The sequence below is a fragment of the Amycolatopsis sp. NPDC051373 genome, assembly GCF_040689465.1.
Taxonomy (GTDB): Bacteria; Actinomycetota; Actinomycetes; order Mycobacteriales; family Pseudonocardiaceae; genus Amycolatopsis.
In genome coordinates this window covers 125,576-149,509 of record NZ_JBFBAE010000016.1, presented here as the reverse complement: position 1 = coordinate 149,509, position 23,934 = coordinate 125,576, and the positions used below count along the sequence as shown (strand labels likewise).

23 protein-coding genes are annotated in these 23,934 nt (G+C 70.2%); 6 read left to right on the top strand and 17 right to left on the bottom strand.

All coding sequences use genetic code 11. The annotated features are described in order from the left end of the window. Positions 1-6: 6 nt before the first annotated feature. The 4 genes from AB0383_RS28855 to map all read right to left on the bottom strand — a co-directional run bounded on the left by AB0383_RS28855 (position 7) and on the right by map (position 3,430). Complete coding sequence (locus tag AB0383_RS28855; RefSeq protein WP_364184015.1) at positions 7-1,059, bottom strand: alpha/beta fold hydrolase; 1,053 nt, start codon at positions 1,057-1,059, stop codon at positions 7-9. A gap of 126 nt (positions 1,060-1,185) precedes the next feature. Beyond that, complete coding sequence (locus tag AB0383_RS28850; protein WP_364184013.1) at positions 1,186-2,049, bottom strand: SDR family oxidoreductase; 864 nt, start codon at positions 2,047-2,049, stop codon at positions 1,186-1,188. Between the two features lie 87 nt (positions 2,050-2,136). Beyond that, positions 2,137-2,646: a GNAT family N-acetyltransferase gene (locus AB0383_RS28845; protein ID WP_364184010.1), complete on the bottom strand. Its 510-nt coding sequence runs from the start codon at positions 2,644-2,646 to the stop codon at positions 2,137-2,139. A gap of 16 nt (positions 2,647-2,662) precedes the next feature. Continuing rightward, entirely contained in the window at positions 2,663-3,430 is a 768-nt protein-coding gene (map, locus tag AB0383_RS28840; RefSeq protein WP_364184008.1) for a type I methionyl aminopeptidase, read from the bottom strand. Between the two features lie 48 nt (positions 3,431-3,478). Between map and AB0383_RS28835 the strand changes: the two genes are divergently transcribed. Continuing rightward, positions 3,479-3,958 carry a RidA family protein gene (locus tag AB0383_RS28835; protein ID WP_364184005.1) on the top strand — a complete coding sequence of 160 codons (480 nt, stop codon included), beginning with the start codon at positions 3,479-3,481 and terminating at the stop codon, positions 3,956-3,958. 366 nt (positions 3,959-4,324) lie between these two features. Here AB0383_RS28835 and AB0383_RS28830 read toward each other — a convergent pair whose 3' ends face one another. Beyond that, a complete protein-coding gene (locus AB0383_RS28830) occupies positions 4,325-5,206 on the bottom strand; it encodes an alpha/beta hydrolase (protein WP_364184003.1) in 882 nt (293 codons plus the stop codon). 128 nt (positions 5,207-5,334) lie between these two features. Between AB0383_RS28830 and AB0383_RS28825 the strand changes: the two genes are divergently transcribed. Beyond that, entirely contained in the window at positions 5,335-6,063 is a 729-nt protein-coding gene (locus tag AB0383_RS28825) for a class I SAM-dependent methyltransferase (protein ID WP_364184000.1), read from the top strand. A gap of 4 nt (positions 6,064-6,067) precedes the next feature. Here AB0383_RS28825 and AB0383_RS28820 read toward each other — a convergent pair whose 3' ends face one another. The 7 genes from AB0383_RS28820 to AB0383_RS28790 form a co-directional block, all read right to left on the bottom strand. Further along, the gene (locus tag AB0383_RS28820) at positions 6,068-7,225 is read right to left on the bottom strand and encodes an acyl-CoA dehydrogenase family protein (protein WP_364183998.1); all 1,158 of its coding nucleotides are present in this window, start codon (positions 7,223-7,225) and stop codon (positions 6,068-6,070) included. Then, a complete protein-coding gene (locus tag AB0383_RS28815) occupies positions 7,222-9,207 on the bottom strand; it encodes an acetyl-CoA carboxylase biotin carboxylase subunit (RefSeq protein WP_364184259.1) in 1,986 nt (661 codons plus the stop codon). Before AB0383_RS28815 ends, AB0383_RS28820 begins: the two co-directional genes overlap by 4 nt. Before the next feature lie 20 nt (positions 9,208-9,227). Further along, a complete protein-coding gene (locus tag AB0383_RS28810; protein WP_366189013.1) occupies positions 9,228-10,841 on the bottom strand; it encodes a carboxyl transferase domain-containing protein in 1,614 nt (537 codons plus the stop codon). A gap of 98 nt (positions 10,842-10,939) precedes the next feature. Next, positions 10,940-11,836, bottom strand: coding sequence for an oxidoreductase (locus tag AB0383_RS28805; RefSeq protein WP_366189012.1), 897 nt, complete (start codon positions 11,834-11,836; stop codon positions 10,940-10,942). A 32-nt stretch (positions 11,837-11,868) separates the two neighbouring features. Further along, positions 11,869-12,222: a VOC family protein gene (locus AB0383_RS28800; protein ID WP_366189011.1), complete on the bottom strand. Its 354-nt coding sequence runs from the start codon at positions 12,220-12,222 to the stop codon at positions 11,869-11,871. Positions 12,223-12,269: 47 nt separating this feature from the next. Next, positions 12,270-12,767, bottom strand: coding sequence for a hypothetical protein (locus AB0383_RS28795; protein WP_364050152.1), 498 nt, complete (start codon positions 12,765-12,767; stop codon positions 12,270-12,272). A 54-nt stretch (positions 12,768-12,821) separates the two neighbouring features. Next, a complete protein-coding gene (locus tag AB0383_RS28790) occupies positions 12,822-13,412 on the bottom strand; it encodes a TetR/AcrR family transcriptional regulator (RefSeq protein ID WP_364183988.1) in 591 nt (196 codons plus the stop codon). A gap of 195 nt (positions 13,413-13,607) precedes the next feature. Here AB0383_RS28790 and AB0383_RS28785 point away from each other — a divergent pair, with 195 nt between their 5' ends. Continuing rightward, positions 13,608-14,375 (top strand): SGNH/GDSL hydrolase family protein, encoded by a 768-nt coding sequence (locus tag AB0383_RS28785; protein ID WP_220243981.1) that lies wholly within the window; start codon positions 13,608-13,610, stop codon positions 14,373-14,375. Positions 14,376-14,824: 449 nt separating this feature from the next. Further along, positions 14,825-15,076, top strand: coding sequence for a hypothetical protein (locus AB0383_RS28780; protein ID WP_366189010.1), 252 nt, complete (start codon positions 14,825-14,827; stop codon positions 15,074-15,076). Between the two features lie 542 nt (positions 15,077-15,618). Here the strand turns inward: AB0383_RS28780 and AB0383_RS28775 are convergent. The 4 genes from AB0383_RS28775 to AB0383_RS28760 all read right to left on the bottom strand — a co-directional run bounded on the left by AB0383_RS28775 (position 15,619) and on the right by AB0383_RS28760 (position 19,161). Beyond that, positions 15,619-16,128 (bottom strand): hypothetical protein, encoded by a 510-nt coding sequence (locus AB0383_RS28775; RefSeq protein ID WP_366189009.1) that lies wholly within the window; start codon positions 16,126-16,128, stop codon positions 15,619-15,621. 37 nt (positions 16,129-16,165) lie between these two features. Then, a complete protein-coding gene (locus AB0383_RS28770; RefSeq protein WP_366189008.1) occupies positions 16,166-17,299 on the bottom strand; it encodes a homoserine O-acetyltransferase in 1,134 nt (377 codons plus the stop codon). Continuing rightward, positions 17,296-18,603, bottom strand: a complete 1,308-nt coding sequence (locus AB0383_RS28765; protein ID WP_364183977.1) for a bifunctional o-acetylhomoserine/o-acetylserine sulfhydrylase — start codon at positions 18,601-18,603, stop codon at positions 17,296-17,298. The genes AB0383_RS28770 and AB0383_RS28765 overlap by 4 nt, the downstream gene beginning before the upstream one ends. A 171-nt stretch (positions 18,604-18,774) precedes the next feature. Next, positions 18,775-19,161: a VOC family protein gene (locus tag AB0383_RS28760; RefSeq protein WP_366189007.1), complete on the bottom strand. Its 387-nt coding sequence runs from the start codon at positions 19,159-19,161 to the stop codon at positions 18,775-18,777. A gap of 88 nt (positions 19,162-19,249) precedes the next feature. Between AB0383_RS28760 and AB0383_RS28755 the strand changes: the two genes are divergently transcribed. Beyond that, positions 19,250-20,809 (top strand): helix-turn-helix domain-containing protein, encoded by a 1,560-nt coding sequence (locus AB0383_RS28755; protein ID WP_366189040.1) that lies wholly within the window; start codon positions 19,250-19,252, stop codon positions 20,807-20,809. Positions 20,810-21,312: 503 nt separating this feature from the next. Here AB0383_RS28755 and AB0383_RS28750 read toward each other — a convergent pair. Continuing rightward, positions 21,313-22,254 (bottom strand): zinc-binding dehydrogenase, encoded by a 942-nt coding sequence (locus tag AB0383_RS28750; RefSeq protein WP_366189006.1) that lies wholly within the window; start codon positions 22,252-22,254, stop codon positions 21,313-21,315. Between the two features lie 185 nt (positions 22,255-22,439). Between AB0383_RS28750 and ald the strand changes: the two genes are divergently transcribed. Then, positions 22,440-23,555: an alanine dehydrogenase gene (gene ald, locus AB0383_RS28745; protein ID WP_364183970.1), complete on the top strand. Its 1,116-nt coding sequence runs from the start codon at positions 22,440-22,442 to the stop codon at positions 23,553-23,555. The last annotated feature ends 379 nt before the right edge of the window (positions 23,556-23,934 follow it).

Genomic DNA, 23,934 nt, shown 5'->3' with positions numbered 1-23,934 from the left:
TTGCCGTCAGATGCGGTCGTCGAGAAACTCGTCCAGATAAGTCCACGTGGTGCCCCGCGCCTTGCGCCCGGTCAGCACACCGAGGTGACCACCAGGCGCGGTGCGGAAGCGCACCTCCGGCGCGTTTTCCAGCAGCCGCACCACGCGTTCCACCGAAGGCTGCGGGGCGATCGTGTCGTTCTCGCCCGCGACGACGAGTACCGGAGCCTTCACGTCCGACAGGCTGATCTTGCGCCCGTTGAGGTCGACGGTGCCTTCGGCGAGGTCATTGGTGCGGAAAAGGCGGTGGTAGAGCTGCCCGAACGTGCGGCCCGGGTAGGCGTACATGTTGTCCATGAAGTGGTCCACGGCCTCGATCTGCGCGAGGTAGTCGCGGTCGTCGAGGTTCTTGAGGATCGCGATGGGCTTCGTGATCTCCTTGCTGATGCCCGTCGCGCGGAACACCCGGCTGACCAAATAGGACGGTGCGCCGCCGAACGCGCGGTAGACCGGCGTGAGCAGGTGGCCGCCGGTGAGGTCGACGAGCGGGCGGAACGGCGCGACGATCGGGATCGCCGCGAAGTCGACCGGCGACGCGATGGCGGTGACGGACTCGATCGGCAGCTCGGGCTGGTCGGCGTTCACCAGCAGCGAGAAAATCCCGCCCAGCGACCACGACACCAGGTGCACGCCCTCGCCGCCCGCGTCCTCGCTCACCTTGCGGATCGCGCGCGGCAGCACCTCGTCGATCCAGTGCTCGATGCCGAGGCGCCGGTCGGAGAACGCGACGTTGCCGTAGTCGACGAGGTAGACGTTGCGCCCGGCCTCCACGAGGTGCTCGATCAGGCTGCAGCCGCGGCGCAGGTCGAAGCACAGCGCGGGCGCGGCCAGCGGCGGCACGAGCAGGATCGGCGGCCCCGACACCGGCGCGCCACTGTGAGTCATCCGGTACAGCGAGCGGTTCGGGCCCTGGTCGATGAGCACCCGGGGCATCGGGCGCAGGTCGGCGACACCGCCGTGCAGCACCTTCCCCACGACGTTCGACGCCGCTGCGGCCAGCCGTGCCGTGGGTGAAACCATGTGTGCCTCCTGAGCTCGACCTCTCGGAGGCAATCTTGCCCGTGGCCGGGGGCGGCATCAACACCGCCACACTTGCAAGCACCCGGCAAGCACGTCCATTTCGGACAGTGCCCGGTGACCGGGAACCTAGTTCCCCGCGTCGGCCGCCGGAGCGCTCTGAGCAGCGCGGGACTCGTATTCCGCTCGCGCCGGGGAATGCGCGGCCGACGCCAGCAGCTGATCACCGCCGAGCGCGCGCACGAACCATTCGCCGAACGCGCGCGGGAACAGCCGCGTGATCCGGCCCGTGAAATCCAGGGATTTCGGCACGAAAACATCGAACTTCGGGTATTTCAGGGCATCCGCGATCGCCGCGGCGACGTCTTCGGGCCCCACGGACTTGATGAACTTCGCCTCGCCGAGCCCGGACGCCAGCTCCGTGCGCACCACCGCCGGCATCACGCACGACACCGACACGCCCGTGCCGCGCAGCTCCAAGTGCACCGCCTCCGACAGCCCGACCACCGCGTGCTTGGTCGCGCAGTACGTGGCCGCGCCCGGGAACCCGGACTTCCCGGCCATCGAAGCGACGTTCACGATGTGCCCGGTCCGCCGCGGCTTCATCCGCTTCACGGCTTCGCGCGTGCCATGGATGACGGCGTGCAGATTGATCTCCAGCATCCGGCGCGTCGCCGCGTCGTCCTCCTCGTCGAGCGGCGCCAGTGGCATGATGCCGGCGTTGTTGATCAGCACGTCGATGGGCCCGACCTGGCGCTCGACCTCGTCGAGGAACTCGGTGAACGCTTTCGTGTCGGTCACGTCCAGCGGCAGCGCGACGGCGTCGGGCCCCAGCTCACCGGCCGTCTTCTCCGCGCGGACGAGGTCGAGGTCGCCCAGCACCACCCGCGCGCCGAGCCGCTTGAGCGCGGTGGCCGTGGCGGCCCCGATGCCCTGCGCGCCACCGGTGATGACGATGACCTTCCCGGACAGCGTTCGCGGCTGCTTGGCCATGGCCGGCTCCTCTTGCCTCGGGGCACTGTTGGCGTCGTGTCAATATCGTGCCCCGGCGCGGCGCCGAGCGCCAGTCGACTGCCCCGATCAGAGGCGTCGCTCGAAGACCTGACCGATCCAGCCGTCGACGTCGAAGCGGACGGTCGGCGTGAAGCCCTGGCCCTCGTAGTAGCGCTGCAACTCGCCGTCGCCACCGGCCCAGCAGTCGACGCGCACGAGGCCGATGCCGCTCTTCCGGGCCTCCTCCAGCGCGTGCTCCAGCAGCCGCGCGCCCACCCGGTGACCCGCGAACCGGCGCGACGTGATGAGCAGCCCGATGTACAGCTCCCGCTCCGCGGCCGGCGGCACGTACTTCGGGCATTCCTCGCGGACGATCAACGCCCCCGCCGGCTCACCGTCGACCTCGGCGATGCCGAGACCCGGCTCCTTCGCCATGTCGGCCACGCGCGAGGCCCGGTGCGGAATACCGCTCCACGGCTGATCACCCCACTGACCGGCGCTGCCGCGCGCCACCAGCCACTCGACGGCCTCGTCGAAGAAGCGCAGCAACGTGTCGGCGTCGCCGGGTTCGCCTGGGCGGATCGTGAAAGTCGCCATCTCCGACGTTGTACCCCTAGGGCAGCGTCAGGACCACCTGCCCGGCCTCGGTGATCGCGACGGTGTGCTCCGAGTGCGACGCGCGGGTGCCGTCGGTGGTGTGGACGGTCCAGCCGTCGTCGGCGTGCCGGTAGTCGTCGAGGCCGCCGCGGGTGAACATGGGCTCGAGGGCGAGGACCAGACCAGGCCGCAGGCGCAGGCCGCGACCGGGGCGGCCGTCGTTGGGCACTGGCGGGTCCTCGTGCATCGCGCGGCCGATGCCGTGGCCGCCGTGGTCTTCGGTGACGCCGTAGCCCGGCGCCCGGCCGATCGAGGCGATGGCGGCCGAGATGTCGCCCATCTTCGCGCCGGGCTGCGCGGCCGCGATGCCTGCCGCGAGCGCCTTTTCCGTCGCAGCGATCAAGGCGAGGTCGGCCGGGTCCGCCGCGCCGACGACGAAGCTCACCGCGGCGTCGCCGTGCCAGCCGTCGATGGACGCGCCGCAATCGATGCTCAGCAGGTCGCCGTCACGCAGGCGGTACCGGCCGGGGATGCCGTGAACGATGGCGTCGTTCACGCTCGCGCAGATCACGCCCGGGTACGGCGTCGGCGCCCAGTTCGGGTGGTAGCCGAGGAACGACGGCTTCGCCCCGGCGTCGGCCATCACCTGAGCGGCGACGGCGTCCAGCCCGGCCAGCGAAACGCCGATGTCCGCGGCCTCCCGCACAGCAGCCAGCGCCTGGGCCACCACGCGGCCCGCCTCCCGCATCACCGCGAGCTCGGTCGCGGTCTTCAGCTCCACCATGAGGATAACTATACCGGTATTATTATCCCGGCCCGTAAGCTCCCCGTCGTGCACATCGAAAACCGCCTTGCCGAGCTCGGCCTGCAGTTGCCGGAGCCGATGAACCCGCCGCCCGGCGTCACGCTCGCCTTCCCGTGGGTCCGCGTCTTCCGGGACCGCGCGTTCATTTCGGGCCACGGCCCTCTGCTCCCCGACGGCTCCCTCGCCGGCCCCCTCGGCAAGGTCGGCGCCGAGGTCACCGAAGAGCAGGCGTACGAGGCCGCCCGCCTGACCGCCCTCGCGGTGCTCAGTTCGCTGAAGCTCGCACTCGGCGACCTCGACCGCGTCACGGCGTGGCTGCGCGTGTTCGGCATGGTCAACACCGCGCCCGGGTTCGCCCGCACTCCCGCCGTGGTCAACGGTTTTTCCGACCTCATCGTGCAGCTGTGGGGCGCGGACGCGGGTGACCACGCGCGCTCGGCGGTCGGCCTCGCGGAGCTGCCGTTCGGCATTCCAGTGGAGATCGAGGCGGAAGTGGCGATCGACTGACCGCCGGCGCACCCCGTCGCGGATGAGGTCGCCGACGTCGTGGCCACGGCTGTTGCCGCCGGCGGTGCGGCCGTGGTGGCCGGGCATTCGTCGGGAGGGATGCTGGCGTTGCGGGCGACGGTGCGGCCAGACGTGGTGCGGTGGGTGGTCGCGTAGGAGCCACCTTCTGCCATCACGGCAGGAGGCGCGCGGCGGCTGCGGGCGCTGGTGGACGCTGTTGACCTCGACGGTGCGCTGGCCTTGTTCCGCACGGACGCCGTGGGAATGCCTGCCGACGTGGTCTCGTCGATGCGGGAAACCCCGCAGTGGCAAGAAGATCCCGCGCTCGCGCACACCACTGCGTACGACGCGGCGAACTGGCCGCGGTCATGGTGTCTTGACCAGCGCGGCGATCCGCGTCGCGAAGTCCGCCCACAACTCGCGCGGCAGGCTGTGCCCCATGCCGGGTACCACCACGAGCTCCGCCCCGGGGATGGCCGCCGCCGTGGCGCGCCCGCCGCTGAGGTCGCACATGCGGTCGGCGTCGCCGTGGATGACCAGGGTGGGCACGTCCAGCTGCCGCAGCCGGTCCGTGCGGTCGCCCGACGCCACCACGGCGATGGCTTGCCGCGGCATGCCCAGTGCGGGGTAGCCCCGGTCGAACGTCCGCCCCGCTCGCTCAGCGACGGCAGCTTCGTCGAACTCGAACCCCGGCGACCCGGTGATCCGCGACGCTCGCACCTGCCACGCCACGAACGCCTGCCGCTCGCTCGGCGGCTGTCCCATCTCGGCCAGGATCGACGGGTCGGGCGCGCCCACACCCGGGGCCCCGGTCGTGGACATGATGGACGTCAGCGTCCGCACCCGATCGGGGTGCTCGATGGCGACCATCTGCGCGATCATCCCGCCGAGCGACGCTCCGACGAGGTGTGCGCTCTCCAGCCCGAGCAGATCAAGCAGCCCGACCGTGTCACCCGCGAGGTCCGACAGCGTGTAGGACGCCGTCGCGAAATCCCCCGCGAGAACGGCAGCGAAATCCGGCACAGGCGCGTCGTCGAAATGCGTGGACCGGCCGGAGTCGCGGTTGTCGAAGCGGATTACGTGCAAGCCGCGGTCCACCAGTTCCCGGCAGAACTCCTCAGGCCAGTTGATCATCTGTGCGCCACCGCCCATGATCAGCACGACCGGCGGCATTCCGGGGTCACCGAAGCGTTCGTACGCCAGCTCGATTCCGGACGGGCCGACGTTCAGTGCGCGTTCCTCAGGCATGCCGACCACAGTAATCATTCGGCGGCGCCGAAACATCGCCCCGCGGACCGATGTTTCCGGCTTGCCACCCGGGTTATGGTGAAAGGGGATCAACCGGAAGTCCGGCGTTTTCTGCCATGATCGGCCGCATGACTCCGGACAACCACACGCTGCCGGCCAACGACTACAACAGCTTCGCCGAGGCATACGCGGCCCAGAACGAAAACGGCATCCAGAACGCCTACTACGAGCAGCCCGCGATGCTGGAGCTCGCCGGCGACGTCGCCGGAAGACGGGTCCTCGACGCCGGCTGCGGCACCGGCCCGCTGTCCGAGGTGCTGCGCGATCGCGGCGCGATCATGTCCGGGTTCGACCTCAGCGCCGGCATGTTGGAGCTGGCCCGCCGCCGGCTCGGGCCCGAGGCCGACCTGCGCGTCGCCGATCTGGCCGAACCGCTACCCTACGCCGACAACGCGTTCGACGACGTCATTGCGTCCCTCGTGCTGCACTACCTGGAGGACTGGGGCCCGTCGCTCACCGAGCTCAAGCGCATCCTCAAACCGGGTGGACGCCTGCTGATCTCGGTCGATCACCCCTTCGCCATCCACGCCCTGCAGCGCATGGAAGGCATCAAGACCAACTACTTCGAGACCTACAACTGGACGGAAGAGTGGACGTTCGGCAGCCAGACCATCCCGATGTCGTTCTGGATGCGGCCGCTGCACGCGATGACCGCCGCCTTCACCGCGGCGCGCTTCGAGATCTCCGTGATCAGCGAACCCATGCCCGCGCCGGCCGCCCGCGAGCTGTGGCCCGAGGACTACCGTCTGCTCACGATCAGCCCGAGCTTCCTGTTCTTCGTGTTGACCGCGAGCTGACGCACTAGCCCGCGACGCCGAGGTGGCGAGCGATGAGCATCCGCTGCACCTCGCTCGTCCCCTCGCCGATCTCCAGGATCTTCGCGTCGCGGTAGAAGCGGCTGACCGGGTATTCGTTCATGAAGCCGTAGCCGCCGTAGATCTGGGTGGCGTCGCGGGCGTTGTCCATGGCGGCGTTGGAGGCGACGAGCTTCGCGATGGACGCTTCCTTCTTGAAGGGTTCGCCGCGCAGCATCTTCGACGCCGCCTGGTAATACGCGAGGCGCGCGGTGTGGGTGCGCACCTCCATGTCGGCGATCTTGAACTGGATCGCCTGGTACTCGCCGATCCGGTGGCCGAAGGCGACGCGGTCCTTGGCGTACTTGAGGCACTCGTCGACGCAGCCCTGGGCCAGACCCACGCTCACGGCGGCGATCGCGACGCGGCCTTCGTCCAGAATGGACAGGAACTGTGCGTAGCCACGGCCGCGGATGCCGACCAGGTTCTCCGCCGGCACACGAACGTCCGCGAAGGACAGCTCGTGCGTGTCCGAGCAGTTCCAGCCGACCTTGGAGTACTTGGGCGCCACGGCGAAGCCCGGCGTGCCCGAGGGCACGAGGATCGCGGAGATCTCCTTGCGGCCGTTCTCCATCACGTCGGTGACCGCCGTGACGGTGACCAGCCGCGTGATGTCGGTGCCGGAGTTGGTGATGAACGCCTTGCTGCCGTTGATCACCCACTGGTCACCGTCGAGCTTGGCCCGGGTACGCGTGGCGCCGGCGTCCGAACCGCCGCCCGGTTCCGTGAGGCCGAAGCCACCGAGAGCTTCGCCGGAGCACAGGGCGGGCAGCCAGGTTTCCTTCTGCTCCTGCGTGCCGAAGCGGTAGATCGGCATCGCGCCGAGGGAAACGCCGGCCTCCAGCGTGATCGCGACCGACGAGTCGACCCGCGCCAGCTCCTCCAGGGCCAGGCACAGCGCGAAGTAGTCGCCACCCATGCCGCCGAACTCCTCGGCGAACGGCAGGCCGAACAGGCCCATCTCGCCCATCTTGGCCACGAGCTCGTACGGGAACTGTTCCTTCTCGTACATCGGCCCGATCACGGGCGCGACCTCGTTGTGCGCGAAGTCCTCGACCGTCTTGCGCAGCGCCTCGTACTCTTCGTCCAGCCGGAAGTCGATCATCGTTGCTCCTCGTTCGGGCTCACCACGGCCAGGGTTTCGTCCAACGCCACCTGCTGGCCCGCGCGCGCCGAAAGCTCGCTCACCACGCCGTCGATCGGCGCGGTCACGGTGTGTTCCATCTTCATCGCTTCCACGACCAGCAACGGTGTGCCGGCCGCGACCACGTCGCCCTGGGCGACCTTGACCACCAGGACCATGCCCGGCATCGGGCTCTTCACCGGCCCGGCGCCCGCGGCTTCACCACGCGCCGCCAGCCGCACTTCCTGGTCCGCGAACGCGAAACCGAAGCCATCGCGCGCGAGCCAGACCATCCGTTGTGGACCTTCGGCGCGGCGGTAGCGCTCGATCCCGGTTTCGCGCCGCACTTCCAGCACGTCGCCGGCGCGGGTCGCGGTGGCCTCGACCGGTGCGTTGTCGTCGACCTGCACGGTGGCCTGGGAAACGAGCCCCGTCACTCGCACCACGGCCTGGACCTCGCCGACGCGCAGGCGGAACGTGACCCCGCCTCCGCCGCCGATGCGCCACCCGCTGGGCACGTCCCACGGATCCACCACGGAACCCTGGGGCTGCAACGAAAGCAACCGGTCGAGCGCCGCCGCCACGAAGAACCCTTCGGGCACCTCCGACGACACCAGCGACGACAGCCGCCGGTCCACCAGCTCGGTGTCGAGCCGGCCCGCGCGCACGTCCTCGTCGGCGAGCAGGCTGCGCAGGAACGCGATGTTCGTACCCAGCCCCAGCAACGCCGTGTCCGCCAGCGCGCGGTCGAGCTTGCGCAACGCCGCCGTGCGGTCGGGGCCGTAAGCGATCACCTTGGCCAGCATCGGGTCGTAGTTCGAGCCGACCACCGCGCCCTCGGTCATCCACGAGTCCACGCGCACGCCGTCACCCGACGGCTCGTGCACGGCGAGCACCGTGCCGCCGGTCGGGATGAAGCCACGCGCGGGATCCTCCGCGTATACGCGGGCTTCCACGGCGTGGCCTTCGATACGCACGTCCTCCTGCTTCACCGTCAGCGGCTCACCGGCGGCCACGCGGACCTGCCACGCCACGAGGTCGAGACCCGTCACCATCTCCGTGACGGGGTGCTCCACCTGCAGCCGCGTGTTCATCTCCATGAAGAAGAACTCGTCCGGGTCGTGCGCCGACATGATGAACTCGACGGTGCCCGCGCCGACGTAACCCACGGACCGCGCGGCCTCGGCCGCCGCGGCGCCCATCTTCTGGCGCGTGGCCTCGTCGAGCAGCACCGACGGCGCCTCTTCGATGATCTTCTGGTGCCGCCGCTGCAGGCTGCACTCGCGTTCGCCGAGGTGCAGGACGTTGCCGTGCTTGTCGGCGAGCACCTGGATCTCGATGTGGCGCGGCGTCGTGACGAACCGCTCCACGAGCAGCGTGTCGTCGCCGAACGAAGCCCGGGCCTCACGGCGCGCCGACTCGATCGCGGCGGCGAGCTCCGACTCCTCGTGCACGAGCCGCATACCCTTGCCGCCACCACCCGCGGACGGCTTCAGCAGCACCGGGTAACCCACCCCGGCCACCGCCTCGGCGAACCCGCCCTCGGGAATGTCCGGATCGGACACTCCGGGGACGACGGGCACACCGGCCGCGGACACCGTGGCCTTGGCCCGGATCTTGTCGCCCATCTGCTCGATCGCGGCGACGGGCGGGCCGATGAACACCAGACCGGCCTCTTCACAGGCACGCGCGAATGCGGCGTTCTCGGCGAGGAAGCCGTAACCCGGGTGCACGGCCTGCGCGCCCGTCACCTGGGCCGCAGCGACGATGGCCGGTATCGACAAATAGCTTTTCGCCGCCTCGGCCGGGCCGAGGCGCACCGCGGTGTCGGCCTCGCGCACGTGCTTGGCGTCGGCGTCCGCGTCGCTGTAGACCGCGACCGAGCGGATGCCCAGCTCCCGCAGCGAGCGGATCACGCGGACCGCGATCTCGCCACGGTTGGCGACCAGGACCGTGGTGAACAAAGAACCGTCAGACACGCTCATCACATCCGGAAGACGCCGTAGTTGACCTCGGGCAGGGGCGCGTTGGCCGCGGCCGACAGCGCGAGCCCGAGCACTGTGCGGGTATCCGCCGGGTCGATCACGCCGTCGTCCCACAGCCGCGCGGTGGAGTAGTACGGGCTGCCCTGGTGCTCGTACTGGTCGCGAATCGGCGCCTTGAACGCGTCCTCGTCCTCGGCCGACCACTCGCCGCCGCGGGCCTCGATCGCGTCGCGGCGGACCGTCGAGAGCACCGAAGCCGCCTGCTCGCCGCCCATCACGGAGATCCGCGCGTTGGGCCACATCCACAGGAACCGCGGCGAGTACGCCCGGCCGCACATCGAGTAGTTGCCGGCGCCGAACGAGCCGCCGATGATCATGGTGAACTTCGGCACCCGCGCGCACGCGACGGCCGTGACCATTTTCGCGCCGTGCTTCGCGATGCCGCCGGCCTCGTAGGCCTTGCCGACCATGAAGCCGGTGATGTTCTGCAGGAACACCAAGGGAATCGAGCGGCGGTCGCACAGCTCGATGAAGTGCGCGCCCTTCATGGCCGACTCGGCGAACAGCACGCCGTTGTTGGCGATGATGCCCACCGGGTGGCCGTGGATGTGCGCGAAGCCGGTGACGAGCGTGGCGCCGTATTCCTTCTTGAACTCGGAGAACCGGCTGCCGTCGACCACGCGCGCGATCACCTCGCGCACGTCGTACGGGGTGCGCGAATCCGTGGGCACCACACCGTAGAGCTCGCGCGGGTCCACCGCCGGCTCCTCGACGGGCCGCACGTCCCAGGGCCGCGGCGTGCGCGGGCCGAGCGTGGAGACGATGTCGCGGACGATGCGCAGCGCGTGGGCGTCGTCGTCGGCGAGGTGGTCGGTGACGCCGGACTGGCGCGAGTGCACGTCGCCGCCGCCCAGCTCTTCGGCCGTGACGACCTCACCCGTCGCGGCCTTCACCAGCGGCGGGCCGCCGAGGAAGATCGTGCCCTGGTTGCGGACGATCACCGCTTCGTCGCTCATGGCCGGCACGTACGCGCCGCCCGCCGTGCACGAGCCGAGCACAGCGGCGATCTGCGGGATGCCGCGCGCGGACATGGTGGCCTGGTTGTAGAAGATGCGCCCGAAGTGCTCGCGGTCGGGGAACACGTCGTCCTGGCGCGGCAGGAACGCGCCGCCGGAGTCGACGAGGTAGATGCACGGGAGGTTGTTGTGCAGCGCCACTTCCTGGGCGCGCAAGTGCTTCTTGACCGTGAGCGGGTAGTACGTGCCGCCCTTGACGGTGGCGTCGTTGGCCACGATCACGCACTCACGCCCGGAGACGCGCCCGACGCCGGTGATGATCCCGGCGCTCGGCGCCTCGTCGTCGTAGAGGCCGTTGGCCGCGAGCGGCGAGAGCTCGAGGAACGGCGAACCCGGGTCCAGCAACGTGTCGACGCGGTCGCGCGGCAGCAGCTTGCCGCGTTCCACGTGCCGGGCACGGGACTTCTCGGGCCCGCCGAGGCGGGCGGCGTCAAGGCGCTTGCGCAGGTCCTCGACGAGCTCGCCGTGCGAGGTGACGCTGCGGGCGAACGCGTCGCCGCGCGGATCCGCGGAACTGCTCAGTACCGGCGTGTCCATGACTCCCCGTCGAGACGTTAGCGGTCGTTAACTCACCTTCGGATGTTAGCGACCGCTAACCGGAGTGTCCAGCCAGGGTCCGGGGGCTCACACCCGCGTCATCCCGGCCCGTCGCCGGTGGCCGCGAGCAGCGGAACCACAACGTCGCTGACGGGTGTCGGGATGCCGTGGTGGCGCCCGCGGCGCAGCACGACCCCGTTGCGGACGTCCCATTCCAGCGGCCGGCCGGCTTCGCGATCGGCCAGGATCGACGTGCCCATGTCCGCCGGATAGGCCCGGAACGTGTCGATGATTTCCCGGGGCACCTGGTCATCGAGGTCGGCGCCCTCGGCCCGGGCCACGGCGAGGCACTCCCGCAGGTAGGCGAGCCCGAGCTCGGTCAGGTCGGCCCGCGCGAACATGCCGGCACGCCGGCCGGTGAGGGCCATGAGCCCCGCGAGCGCGTTCTGCATGAGTTTGCGCCAGGCCAACGAGCGGAAATCGGCTGCCGCCTCGACGGTGCACCAGCTCCCGGCCAGCACCGCGGACACCGCGCGGCCCGGCTCGGTGTCCGGCACCGTCAAGCGGGCCTGGGCGCGCAGCCACACCGCCCCGTCGGCCCGGGTCTGCGCCGGGAACCACACGACGCTGGGCAGCACCCGGCCGAGGCGGGTGTGTTCCGCGACGACGGTTTCCTGCTCGACCCCGTTCTGGAGAACGCAGACGATCGTGTCCGCTCGGCACAGCGCGGCCAGCCAGGGCGCAGCCGCGTCGACCTGCGTCGCCTTGACTGCCAGGAAAACGAGATCGACCGGGGTCACGTCCCGGGTGACGTCGACCTGGACCGGGCCGGGCACCACGAGGTGGCCGGCCGGTGCGTGCAGCTCCAGCCGGTCGCGAGCGGTGCGGCCGTACAGCCGGGGCGTGCGGCCGACCTGGTGGAGCGCGGCCGCGATGGTCGTCCCGATCGCTCCCGGGCCGATCACAGCGACGTTCGAGGTTCCGGACGTGGTCATCCTTGGCTGTCTCCCGCCACCCGTGGCCGGCGTCAGGCCGACTGCCAAAGCTCGATGCGGTTGCCCTCCGGGTCGGTGACCCAGCCGAAGCGGCCGACGCCGTCCATCTCCTGCGTCTCCTCCGCCACTTCTGCGCCCTTGTCGCGCAGCTGGGCGAGCATGGCGTCGAGATCGCGGACGCGGAAGTTGAGCATGGTCTGCTGCGACTTCGAGCCGAAGTACTCGGTGCCGGCCTCGAACGGCGCGAAAACGGTGGGGCCGGGTTGTTGCTGCCACACCCCGTTCTCGTCGGCATCGAGGCCGAGGCAGTCGCGGTACCAGGCGCCCAGGGCCGCCGGGTCCGCAGCGCGGATGAAGTAGCCGCCGATGCCGAGCACGCGTTCCATGGCCGTGATCCTGCCAGCGCGGCGGGCGTTTGTCCGGGACGCGGGACTCAGCCGGTGACGGCGTCGGAGATCCAGTCGGCGACGGGAAGGTCGCGGTCGAGGCATTCGACCGACAGCCGGATCGTCCAGCGCAGCGCTTGGAGCACGAGGCTGTCGACCTCGTTGGGCGCGGCGCTGGCCAACGCGATCTCCACCTGCTCGCGCGCGGCGGCGGTGTTGCCGTGCACTTCGGCGAGCAGCGTGCGCACGGCGGTGCGCACGGGTGGGTCGGCCTGGTCGATGGAGACCTCTTCGCCGTCCTCGTCGAAGACCTGGACCTTGACGGGGGCCGTGCCGCCGTCACCGAGCGTGGACACCATGGCGCTGCACTCGCCGAACAGCAGCAGCATGAGCTCCTTGGTCTCCTCCGAGCGCGCCTGCGGCTCGTCGGACGACGGGGTGACCTCTTCGAGCGCCTCGGCGTCCTCGCCGAGGCTGATGGCGACGAGCGCGCGCTGCGCCTTCTCCACGAGCCGCTGCTCGTCCTCGCTCCGGTCCGGGGTCACGTGCCTATCAAACACCAGCACCGGCTTCCGTGGGGATACCCCGAATCCGGGTGATCAGCCGGCCGCGGAAAGTGCGCCCAGAGCGAGCCGGCACAGCAGCTCGGACAGCTCTGTGTCACCGAGATGGCGGTTGTACGGCGTCGAGTTGATCAAGCCGAACACGGCGTGTGCCGCCGAGCGGGCTTCTCGCTCTTCGAGACCGGGGATCGCGTCGCGGATCGCGCGCACCCACACCTCGACGTACTGCCGCTGAAGCGCGCGCACCTGCTTGCGGTCACTGTCAGTGAGGTTCGCGAGGTTGCGCTCCTGCACGGTGATCAGCGCCGGGTGGTCGAGCGCGAAGCCGACGTGGAAGCGCACCAGCGCTTCGAGGAGCTCGAGCGGCGTGCCGCCTGTCTCGGCGCGGTCGGTGCCGCCTTCGAGCAGGTAGTGGCTGATCGAGTTCAGCATCTCGCCGAGGATGGCGTCCTTGCTGCGGAAGTGGCGGTAGAGCGCCGGGCCCGAGATGCCGACGGCCGCGCCGATGTCGTCGATCCCGACACCGTGGAAACCGTGGTGGGCGAACAGCTCGGCGGCGGCGGCCATGATCTGTTCACGCCTGTTCGCCTTCTCGCCGTTCACGAGTGGGGTGGGGTTCGCCGGCATCCGCTCATAGTAGGGCGGCGGGTTAGCGACCGCTAACTTCCGGCCCCACTTAGTGCGTGAGCCAAGTGGGGTCACCTGGGATTTCTGGGGTGCCGGGTGGGGATTCCACCTGGTATTTGTTCTTCTCGTCGAACCGTCACGACTGGAGTGACCATGGCTGAAGCCGCTCGTCCCACCTCACGTACGTTCCTCCGGATGTGTGCGGCCCTGGGGGTCGCTGTTCTCGCTTCACTCGGCCTGGTGAGCACCGCCAACGCCGCCACCAGCTACGTCGCGCTCGGCGATTCCTACTCTTCCGGGGTGGGCGCCGGGAGCTACGGCAGCTCGGGCAGCTGCAAACGCAGTGCCAACGCCTACGGCCAGCTGTGGGCCAACGCCCACGCCGGCACGTCGTTCACCTTCCTCGCCTGCTCGGGCGCGAAGACCGGCGACGTGCTCAACCAGATCAACTCGATGCCCTCGGGCGCTTCCCTGGTCACCCTGACCGTGGGCGGCAACGACGCGGGCTTCACCGACGTGATCACCACCTGCACCCTCAACAGCGACTCGACCTGCACCGCCCGGGTCAACACCGCCAAGACCTACGTGCAGAACACCCTCCCGGGCCTGCTCGACAACGTCTACCGCGCCGTGAAGTCCAAGGCGCCCAACGCAAAGCTCGTGGTGCTGTCGTACCCGCGCTTCTACACCGTGCCGGGTTCTTGCAGCGTCGGCCTGAGCGACACGAAGCGCTCCGCGATCAACTCCGGCGCGGACACCCTGGCCTCGGTGCTGGCTTCCCGCGCTGCGGCCGCGGGCGCCCAGTTCGTGGACGTGCGCTCGGCTTTCGTGGGGCACAACATCTGCTCGTCGGCCAGCGACTACCTCCACAGCCTCACCTGGCCGGTGGACGAGTCCTACCACCCGACGGCGGCTGGGCAGCGTGGTGGGTACTACAACCCGTTGACGTCGGCGATCGGCTGATCTGCGGTTTTTGGTGATGCGGAAGGGGCGTCCCTTGGTGGGGCGCCTCTTCTTGTTGTAGTTGCTTTGATCGACGGCGGTCGGAGTTGGGGCGTCCGGTTCACCGGGTTGTCCGTTTTGCTGTCCCCCGATCGATTGCGTTTCGCGGCTCGCTGAGGGATGCCCCGATTCACCAGGGCGCGGCTTGTTCGCCGTGGCGGGTGTGCGGGGCAGGCGACCTCGACGCACCACCTCGACTCATCGAGGTGGTGCGTCGAGGTCCACCAAAGAGTGCTGTGAACAACTTGGGCCGGCCGTGGGGTCCTGTGGACAACTCCGGCTGAGCGCAGGGTTCTGTCGCCGGGTGCCGATAGAATGGATCTTGGGCAGCCCCCCTTGGGAGGGCGGGGTTTCGGCAAAGTCGTGTGGCCCTGGTTGTAGGGCGGGCGCAGTCTCTGTTGATCATGTGAGTGCCGGCCGAACACGATCCCGCCGAACCCGATGCCGACACCCTGCCCGAAGCGATCGCGGTGGACGGGAAATCGCTGCGCGGCACCTTCGCCCTCACCGGCGGCGCCGGAGTGCACCAACTCGCCGCGATGACCCACTACGTGTTCACCGTCAAAGAAAACCAGCACCGCCTCCACGGGCTGCTCCAGACCTTGCCCTGGCACGAGATCCCCGCCCACATCACCACCGACTGTGGCCACGGCCGCACCTAACGCCGCACCACCCAACTCGCACCACTCGGCCAGTTCCTCGGCTGCCCCGCGATCGGCTTCCCCCACGCCACCCACTACACCAGCGCACGACACACCGCCCACACCGCGCTCGGCCTCACCAACCTCACCGGAACCTGGGCCCACCCCGCCTCCATCGGCCACTATGTCCGCAACCACTGGCACATCGAAAACAAACTCCGCTGGGTCCGCGACGTCACAGACAACGAAGACCACTCCCGAGCGCGCACCGGCACCGCACCCCCGCGTCATGGCCAGCCTCCGCAACCTCACCACCAGCGCCCTGCGCCACACCGGTTGGACCGCACCGGCTGGACCACCATCGCCGCCGGACTACGCCACACGACCCGCAACCCCACCCCGAGCCCTCACCCTGCTCGGCATCCACCCCTGAACACCACAACAACTTTGCCGGAACCTTGCCTTGGGAGAGTGGGCCCTGCCGTCGCGCGGGGGTTGTCTCGCAACGCGAGGATTTCACCCCGGCGCGAACGAACTCAGCGCGGCACTGGTGCGCCGAGGTGTCACGGGTACGAGCCGATGAGGCAGGACCAAGGCGTGCGGACGTCGGCCCACAGGGCCTCGCCGTCGTGGAGGCGGGCGTGGGCCGGGCGGGCGGTGCCGGGGACCAGGGGCAGGCCGGCGCGGAGGTGCTCGACCACGAAGTCCTGCAGGTGGTCCGCGGCGGCGGCCAGGCGGGAGGCGGCGGGTCCGTCCGGGATCCCGAAGCCGAAGGAACTGCCGTCCGGAGCGGAGGCGGTGACGACGACCATCGAGTCGCGAAGGTGGGCGGTCCAGGTGAGGCCGGTCAGCCAAGCCTGGTGTGAAGCCGAGTCGGTGGAGTGGGCGAAGTCGCGCAGGATCGGGTGCAGGTCCAGGGAGATCGACGGACCAGGCTCGGTGCCGAGCCCACTGGCGAAGCCAACCGAGGCAACTGAGCCAACCGGATCAGCCGAGCCAACCGGATCAGCTCGGTCAACTCGGTCAGCCGGACCGTAGGTGATCTTCAAGCGTGAGGTGAAGGCGTCGTCCACCACCCCAGCGTGCCTCGGATCATCGCCCCGCGCCCGGTCAGCCCAGCAAGGACTTCACCAAAGCCTCGATCTGCCCGGTCTCGATCAAGAACGAATCATGCCCATACGGCGACGAAACCACCGCCGCCTCACCACCGACGCCCTCCGCGATCTCCGCCGACTGGTACAGCGGATAAAGCCGGTCGCTGTCCACGCCGGCGACCACAGTCCGCGCCCGGACCCGAGACAGAGCCGAACCCACCCCACCACGGTCACGGCCCACGTCGTGGGTGTTCATGGACTCCGTGAGGACCACGTAGGAGCCCGCGTCGAAGCGGCGCACCAGCTTGTCGGCGTGGTGGTCCAAATAGGACTCCACGGCGAAGCGGCCGCGGCGAAGCGGGTCCTCCGAACCCTGCGGCAGGCGGCCGAAGCGTTGCGCCAGTTCGGGTTCGCTGCGGTAGGTCACGTGGGCGATCCGGCGGGCGACGCCGAGGCCGGCGTGCGGGCCCTCGCCCGGCGCCAGCGAGTAGTAGTCACCGCCGTGCCAGCCCGGGTCGGAGCGGATGGCGTGCAGCTGCGGCGCGGCCCAAGCGATCTGCTCGGCCGACGCGCGGGCCGCCGAAGCGAGAACCAGGACGGACGCCACCCGATCGGGCAAAGTCACCGCCCATTCGAGGGCGCGCATGCCGCCCATCGAGCCGCCGACCACGCCGGCCCAGCGGTCGATGCCGAGCGCGTCAGCGAGCGCCGCCTCTGTCGCCACCTGGTCCCGCACGGTGACGACCGGGAAGCGGCTGCCGTACACACGACCGTCGGGATCGGGCGACGACGGGCCTGTGGAGCCCTGGCAGCCGCCGAGCACGTTGGGCGCCACCACGAACAGCGAGTCCGTGTCCAGCGCCTTGCCGGGCCCGACGAGGCCGTCCCACCAGCCCGCGCTGGGGTGGCCGGGCCCGGCGGGGCCGGCGAGGTGACTGTCGCCGGTCAGGGCGTGCTCGACGAGGACCGCGTTGGAGCCGTCGGAATTGAGCGTGCCCCACGTCTCGTACGCGAGGGTGTAGAACGGCAGCGACCCACCGGCCTCCAGCGACAGCGCGCCGGGACCGGTGAACCACTGCCGTCTGCCGGGTGGGTCCCCTGCCCGCCACGCACCGGTGACGGGCAGGGGATGCGCACCGGAATCCGTCACAGTTCCGCCTTGGCGGCGCGGAAGCCCGCCTCGAGGTCGGCCTTGAGGTCCTCGATGCCCTCGAGCCCCACGGCGAGCCGCACCAGGCCCGGCGTGACGCCGCTCGCGAGCTGCTCCTCCGGGCTGAGCTGGCTGTGCGTGGTCGACGCCGGGTGCACGATCAGGCTGCGCACGTCGCCGATGTTCACCAGCTGGCTGTGCAGCTCCGTGCCGTCCACGAACTTGCGGCCGGCCTCGACACCGCCGCGCAGGTCGAACGACAGCACCGCGCCCGCGCCGCGCGGCAGGTACTTCTGCGCGGCCGCGTAGAACTTGCTCGACGGGAGGCCGGCGTAATACACGGTCTCGACCTCGTCGCGCTGCTCCAGCCACTCCGCAAGCGCTTGCGCGTTCGCGACGTGGCGCTCGAGCCGCAGCGACAGCGTCTCGATGCCCTGCAGGATCAGGAAGCTGTTGAGCGGCGAGATGGCCGCGCCGGTGTCACGCAGGATCTGCACACGCGCCTTCGCCGCGTACGCGCCGGGGCCGAGAGCTTCCCAGTACTTGAGACCGTGGTAGCTCGGGTCCGGCTCGGAGAAGCCCGGGAAGCGCGACGGGTCCTTGCCGAAGTCGAACGTGCCGCCGTCCACGAGCACGCCCGCGACCGTGGTGCCGTGGCCGCCGAGGTACTTCGTGGCCGAGTGCACGACGACGTCGGCGCCGTGCTCGATCGGGCGCAGCAGGAACGGCGTGGGCACGGTGTTGTCGACGATCAGCGGTACGCCGGCCTCGTGGGCGACGTCGGCGACGGTGCGGATGTCGAGCACGTTGCTGCCCGGGTTGGCCAGCGTCTCGGCGAAGAACGCCTTCGTGTTGGGCCGCACGGCCGCGCGCCACTGCTCGGGGTCGTCCTGGTCGTCGACGAACGTGACCTCGATGCCGAGCTTCGGCAGCGTGTAGTGAAACAGGTTATAGGTGCCGCCATACAGCGACGGGCTGGACACGAAGTGGTCGCCCGCGCCGGCCAGCGTGAGGATCGCCGCGGTGGTGGCCGCCGAGCCGGAGGCGAACGCGAGCGCCGCGACGCCGCCTTCGAGCGCGGCCAGGCGCTGCTCCAGCACGTCCTGCGTCGGGTTCATGATGCGCGTGTAGATGTTGCCGGGCTCGGCCAGGCTGAACAGGTCTGCACCGTGCTGCGTGTCGCGGAAGACGTACGACGTGGTCTGGTAGATCGGCGTCGCGCGGGCGCCCGTCGCGGGGTCGGGTGCCGCGCCGGCGTGGATCTGCTTGGTCTCGAAGGACCAGGCCGAGGTGTCTTCCGGCATCAGTTTCTCCTTGCGGCTCAAAGGGATCGGCTCCGCGGACGAAGCTAGCTCCCCTGAACGGCCCACCCAAGGTTTCCCACGGGCTGGGAGTACTCCGTCAACCTACCGTGCAAGTCGATCACCCGAGCGGGTGCCCGGGCGCGGCCGTTCGGGTGACCGTCCATAACGGACTCAGTCACGCTGTTGCAGCGCGAACCGGTTGCCCTCGGAGTCGGTGAACATCGCCCACCAGCCCCACGGCTGCCGCTGGGGCTTCGCGGGGAAATCCACACCTCGCTCCGACAGCTCCTGGCAGGTTTTCACGATGTCGTCGGCGTGGAAGAAGACGTTCGACGTCGGCAGCTCGTCGCGGCCCTCGAAGCGCCGCCGGTCCTCCGGCGCCGCGCTCAGCACCAGGATCGTGCCGTCGGGCGCGGTGACCTCGACCCAGCGGTTGCCCTGGTCGTCGTAGGGCACGTCGGTGGTCACGGTGAACCCGACGGTGTCCGCCCAGAACGCCTTCGCCCGCGCCTGGTCCTCGACGCCGACGACGACCTTGCCCACACCCACGATGGCCATCGCCTTCCTCCCCTCCGGCGGCTGCCCGGTTCCGTCGAAGGCTACCCGCGCCGAGCGCCGTGAACGCGTCTCGGCGAGGATGTATCCCGTGGTCTCGGTGCGCAGCGTGGTCGACCGGGTGGGGCCGACGTTGCTCCACGCGCTCCAGCTGCCCGACGACTGCCCGGCGGCGGGCGACGTGGTGATCGCCGAGCCCGGCGTGCCCGCGGGCATCGCGGCGGGCGACCTAGTGCTGGGCGTCGCCACGGTGGATCCGGCCGACGCGGCCGAACTGCTGCGCGTGAGCGCCGCGCAGGGCGCCGCCGCGGTCCTGCTGAAACCACCGCTGGCGACCAAACCCACCGTGCGCCGCGCGGCGAAATCTGCCGGAATAGCGCTCATCCAGGTCCACTCGGCGACGTCGTGGGCCCAGCTCGTGTGGCTGCTGCGCACGGTCCTCGACGCGCTCGGCGACGAATCGGAGTCCCTCGAAGACGGCGGCGACCCCGGCTCAGGCGATCTGTTCCGGCTCGCCGACGCGGTGGCGTCCGTGGTCGACGCGCCCGTGACCATCGAGGACACGAACTCGCGCGTGCTCGCCTACTCCGCGCGCCAGGACCTCACCGACCCCGCGCGCGTCGCCACGATCATGGGCCGCCGGATCCCCGACGACGTGCTCGCGCGGTTCCGTTCGCGCGGCGTGTTCCGCGAGCTGTCGCGCGGGCGGCAGACGATCTTCGTGCCCGCCCAGCGCGACGGCACGCTGCCTCGGCTGATCGTGCCCATCCGGATGGGCGGCGAGCTGCTGGGGTCGATGTGGGCCGTCGTCGCGGGGCCGGTTTCCGAAGAACGCGCGGCCGCTTTCGCAGACGCGGCGCCGGTGGTCGCGCTGCACCTGCTTCGGCGCCGCGCGCACACGGACGCGCAACGCCGCGCTTCGGCCGAGCTGCTGCGGGCCGTCCTCGAAGGCCACCCCGGCCAGCGGCGCGTGGTGGCCGAGCTGGACCTGTCCGACGAGCCCCACCGCGTCGTCGCGATCGAGGTGACCGGCGGCGACGGCCGCGACGCCGAGGGCCTGCGCCTGGCGCTGCTCGAACGCATCTCCCAGGGCATCGGCCGCCGCCCCGTCGCCACGGAACTCGGCGGCCTGCTCTACGCGGTCGTTCCCGACGGCGGCGCCTGGGCCGAACTGCGCGACGCACTCGCCGCGCAGCCCGCCTCCCGCCGCGGCGGCGTCCCCCGCGCCGCCGCCGGCTCCCCCGTGGCCGTCTCCGCGTTGGCTACTTCGCGCACGCAGGCCGACGAAGCACTGGGCCTGCTGCGCGCCGGCTTGGTGGAGGGACGCGTCGTCGCCTACGAGGACGCCTGGACTTCGCTGGTGCTGCACCGCGCCGCCACGGGCTCGGCCACCGCGCGCGTCGCGGACCTCGGCCCGCTCGGCCTGCTGCGCGCCCACGACGAAACCACGAAAGCCGGCTACGTCGACACGCTCTACGAATGGCTCCGCCACCCCGGCGACCCCCGCGCGGCCGCCGCGGAGCTGCGCATCCACCCGAACACGTTGCGGTACCGCATGAAACGCCTGCTGGACCTCGTGCCACTCGATCTGGACGATCCTGATGTGCGGTTGGCTTTGCTTACGCAGCTGGTGGCTCTGCGGTGGAGTTGACGTACGAGAGGTCTTTCGTGCGAAGGGTTTCCGGCGTCAGCCGGATCCAGACGGTGCCGCGTTTGGTCTCGTTCGTGTAGGAATCGCGGGGCCGACCGCTGCTCGTCAGGCCCTAGGTACCGCACCACTTTCCGCCGCGCGCCAGGCACGTCTAACGCCCCGGCGGGACCGCTCGGGACACCAAGTGGCGGGCTTGGTTGTCCACAGGAAGGTCGCCTTTGGCGGAGTTGTCCACAGATTGCGCTGCAGCCGTTTTTCGAGGCCTGGTGGCGATAGGATGGAACAGGGACGTCCCCCCGGTGGAGGGTGGGGGCCTGTCTGGTGGGGCGGGGTCTGGCGCAATGCGCTCAATCAGGCCCGACGCGTCTCGCATCGAACGCCACGACCCCGATGTGCGGCTGGCGTTGCTTACACAGTTGGTGGCGTTGCGGTGGCGTTGACGTCGCAGGAAAGGTCCTTCACACGAAGGCTTTCCGGCGTCGGGCGTTATGCGACCAGCAGAATCATGCGACCAGCAGGGTTTTGCCGAAAGTGCCGCGCGCTTCCATCGCCGCGTGGGCGTCGGCGGCCGCCGCGAGGGGAAACCGTTGCCCGATCACCGGAGTGAGGTGGCCGGCCGAAGCCGCGTCGAGGGCCGACACCGTGAAGGCGCGCAGCGCGGCCGCGTCGCCGATTGAGCGGATCACCGTGACGCCGCGAGCGCGAGCGTCCTCTTCGGACACTTTCGCCCACGCGCCGCTCGCGAGTCCGTACACCGCCATGCGACCGCCGGGACGCAGCAAGGAAAACGCGGTGGTCCCGATGGAGCCGCCCACCCCGTCGAAGACCACGTCGAGCGGTCCGACCACCGAAGCCCAGTCAGCAGCTGTGTAATCCACCGCCACGTCCGCGCCGAACTCTCGGGCCCGCGCGAGTTTTTCAGCGCTGCCCGCCGCCGCGACGACCTCCGCGCCGGCCGCCTTCGCGATCTGTACCAGCAGGCTGCCGACGCCACCGGCGGCAGCCTCGACGAGCACGCGGTCGCCCGGCGCCACTGCCGCGGTGTGGACGAGCCCGGTGGCCGTCCGGCCGTCGGCGAGCAACGCGACCGCCGCGTCGAGCGAAAGCGCGTCGGGCACCGGGAACACCAAGGCCGCGTCGACCACCGCGCGCTGGGCGTAGCCGCCGCTGCCGCCGGTCGACGTCACCACCCGCCGGCCCACGAGGGCCAGGTCGACGCCGTCGCCGACCTTGCTGATCACGCCGCCGACGCCGTTGCCGGGGATCATCGGCAGCTCCGCATTCACAGGGCCGAAGCCCGACGCCCGGAACTGCGTCTCGACGAACGTCACGTTCACGAACGCCACCTCGACCAGCACCTGGCCCGGCCCCGGGACCGGGTCGGGCGCCTCCCCCGCCACCAGCACCTCGGGTCCGCCGAACTCCCTCAACCACACCGCACGCATGCACGCCCTCCTCCACGACCAAGTGCGACAGCCGACAACCTCGAGTACGGTCGAGGTCAAGCGATTTGTGCCCTTGGCACCATGAAATGGCGAAAGAACTGTTCCGCGCGCATGATGACACCGCCGTCCGGGTGCATCACCGTGAGTGGCAGCACCTCGAACCAATCCGCCGCCAGGAGGCCGCCGTGCGTATCGCCGTTCCCCGTGAGGTCAAGAAGCACGAGTACCGGGTCGCCCTGACCCCGGCCGGCGTGCACGAGCTGGTGGGGCGTGGTCACGACGTATTCGTCGAGACCGGCGCCGGGGTGGGTTCGTCGATCAGCGACGAGGAGTACGTGGCCGCCGGCGCGAAGATGCTCGCCACCGCCGACGAGACGTGGGCCGAGGGCGAGCTGGTGCTCAAGGTGAAGGAGCCCATCGCCGAGGAGTACCCGAGGCTGCGCAAGGACCTGGTGCTGTTCACCTACCTCCACATCGCGGCCGACCGGCCCCTGACCGACGCCCTGCTGGCGGCAGGCACCACGGCGATCGCGTACGAGACGGTGCAGACGGCCACCGGCGCACTGCCCCTGCTCGCGCCCATGTCCGAAGTCGCGGGCCGGCTGGCCCCGCAGGTCGGCGCGTACTCCCTGATGAAGCCCAGCGGCGGCCGCGGCGTGCTGCCCGGCGGCATCCCGGGCGTGCACCCGGCGCGGGTCGTGGTGATCGGCGGCGGCGTCGCGGGCATCAACGCCGCCCGCGTGGCGTTGGGCCTGGGCTCGGACGTCGAGATCCTGGACACGAACGTCGACCGCCTGCGCCAGATCGACAACGACTTCGGCGGCCGCATCCGCACGGTCACCTCCAACCGCCTGTCGGTCGAAGAGTCCGTGCTGGAGGCCGACCTCGTGATCGGCGCCGTGCTGGTGCCCGGCGCGAAGGCCCCGAAGCTGGTCTCCAACGACCTCGTCTCGCGCATGAAGCCGGGCTCGGTGCTGGTCGACATCGCCATCGACCAGGGCGGCTGCTTCGCCGACTCGCGCCCGACCACGCACGACGACCCGACCTACCGCGTCCACGAGTCGGTGTTCTACTGCGTCGCCAACATGCCGGGCGCGGTGCCCCGGACCTCGACCTACGGCCTCACCAACGTGACGCTCCCGTACGCCGTGCAGCTCGCCGAGCGCGGCTGGCACGCGGCCCTGAACGCCGACGCGTCGCTCGCCAAGGGCCTCAACGCCCACGGCGGCGCCCTCACCAACGAGCCCGTCGCCACCGCGCACGGCCTGCCGCACACGCCCCTGGCGACCGCCCTGGCGTGACCCAACCGATCCACCTGGCGCCTCGAGGGGCCTCCGCGAACCGGCGGGGGCCCCTCGTGCTCTTTTTCAGGCACCGCGCGGCGACCGACAGGAACCCGTGGCCGGAGCGACGTTCGTCACGCTGCGCGTCCCGTTCAGCGGTACGCTTTCGTCGATCGAAGTGCCTTTGACGAGGGGTTTCATGATCCTGAACGTGCTTCTTCACCGGTTGCGGGCTCACTCGGTGAAGAAATAATCGGTGTTCGTTGAAGACCCCGAGGAGCGAACTCGGCACTTATTACCTAAGCTGGTACTCGGCGACCCGCTCCCAGTGACCCCCAGGCTGGTTGAGCGGGTCGCCCCTTCTGCCCCTTCCTGTTCGCACTTCGTGCTCCCGGGG

Excerpts from the sequence above, each read along its gene's own strand:
- AB0383_RS28855 (WP_364184015.1), bottom strand. The coding sequence starts at position 1,059 with ATGGTTTCACCCACGGCACGGCTGGCCGCAGCGGCGTCGAACGTCGTG.
- AB0383_RS28850 (WP_364184013.1), bottom strand. The coding sequence starts at position 2,049 with ATGGCCAAGCAGCCGCGAACGCTGTCCGGGAAGGTCATCGTCATCACC.
- AB0383_RS28845 (WP_364184010.1), bottom strand. The coding sequence starts at position 2,646 with ATGGCGACTTTCACGATCCGCCCAGGCGAACCCGGCGACGCCGACACG.
- map (WP_364184008.1), bottom strand. The coding sequence starts at position 3,430 with ATGGTGGAGCTGAAGACCGCGACCGAGCTCGCGGTGATGCGGGAGGCG.
- AB0383_RS28830 (WP_364184003.1), bottom strand. The coding sequence starts at position 5,206 with ATGCCTGAGGAACGCGCACTGAACGTCGGCCCGTCCGGAATCGAGCTG.
- AB0383_RS28825 (WP_364184000.1), top strand. The coding sequence starts at position 5,335 with ATGACTCCGGACAACCACACGCTGCCGGCCAACGACTACAACAGCTTC.
- AB0383_RS28820 (WP_364183998.1), bottom strand. The coding sequence starts at position 7,225 with ATGATCGACTTCCGGCTGGACGAAGAGTACGAGGCGCTGCGCAAGACG.
- AB0383_RS28810 (WP_366189013.1), bottom strand. The coding sequence starts at position 10,841 with ATGGACACGCCGGTACTGAGCAGTTCCGCGGATCCGCGCGGCGACGCG.
- AB0383_RS28805 (WP_366189012.1), bottom strand. The coding sequence starts at position 11,836 with ATGACCACGTCCGGAACCTCGAACGTCGCTGTGATCGGCCCGGGAGCG.
- AB0383_RS28800 (WP_366189011.1), bottom strand. The coding sequence starts at position 12,222 with ATGGAACGCGTGCTCGGCATCGGCGGCTACTTCATCCGCGCTGCGGAC.
- AB0383_RS28790 (WP_364183988.1), bottom strand. The coding sequence starts at position 13,412 with ATGCCGGCGAACCCCACCCCACTCGTGAACGGCGAGAAGGCGAACAGG.
- AB0383_RS28785 (WP_220243981.1), top strand. The coding sequence starts at position 13,608 with ATGTGTGCGGCCCTGGGGGTCGCTGTTCTCGCTTCACTCGGCCTGGTG.
- AB0383_RS28765 (WP_364183977.1), bottom strand. The coding sequence starts at position 18,603 with ATGCCGGAAGACACCTCGGCCTGGTCCTTCGAGACCAAGCAGATCCAC.
- AB0383_RS28760 (WP_366189007.1), bottom strand. The coding sequence starts at position 19,161 with ATGGCCATCGTGGGTGTGGGCAAGGTCGTCGTCGGCGTCGAGGACCAG.
- AB0383_RS28750 (WP_366189006.1), bottom strand. The coding sequence starts at position 22,254 with ATGCGTGCGGTGTGGTTGAGGGAGTTCGGCGGACCCGAGGTGCTGGTG.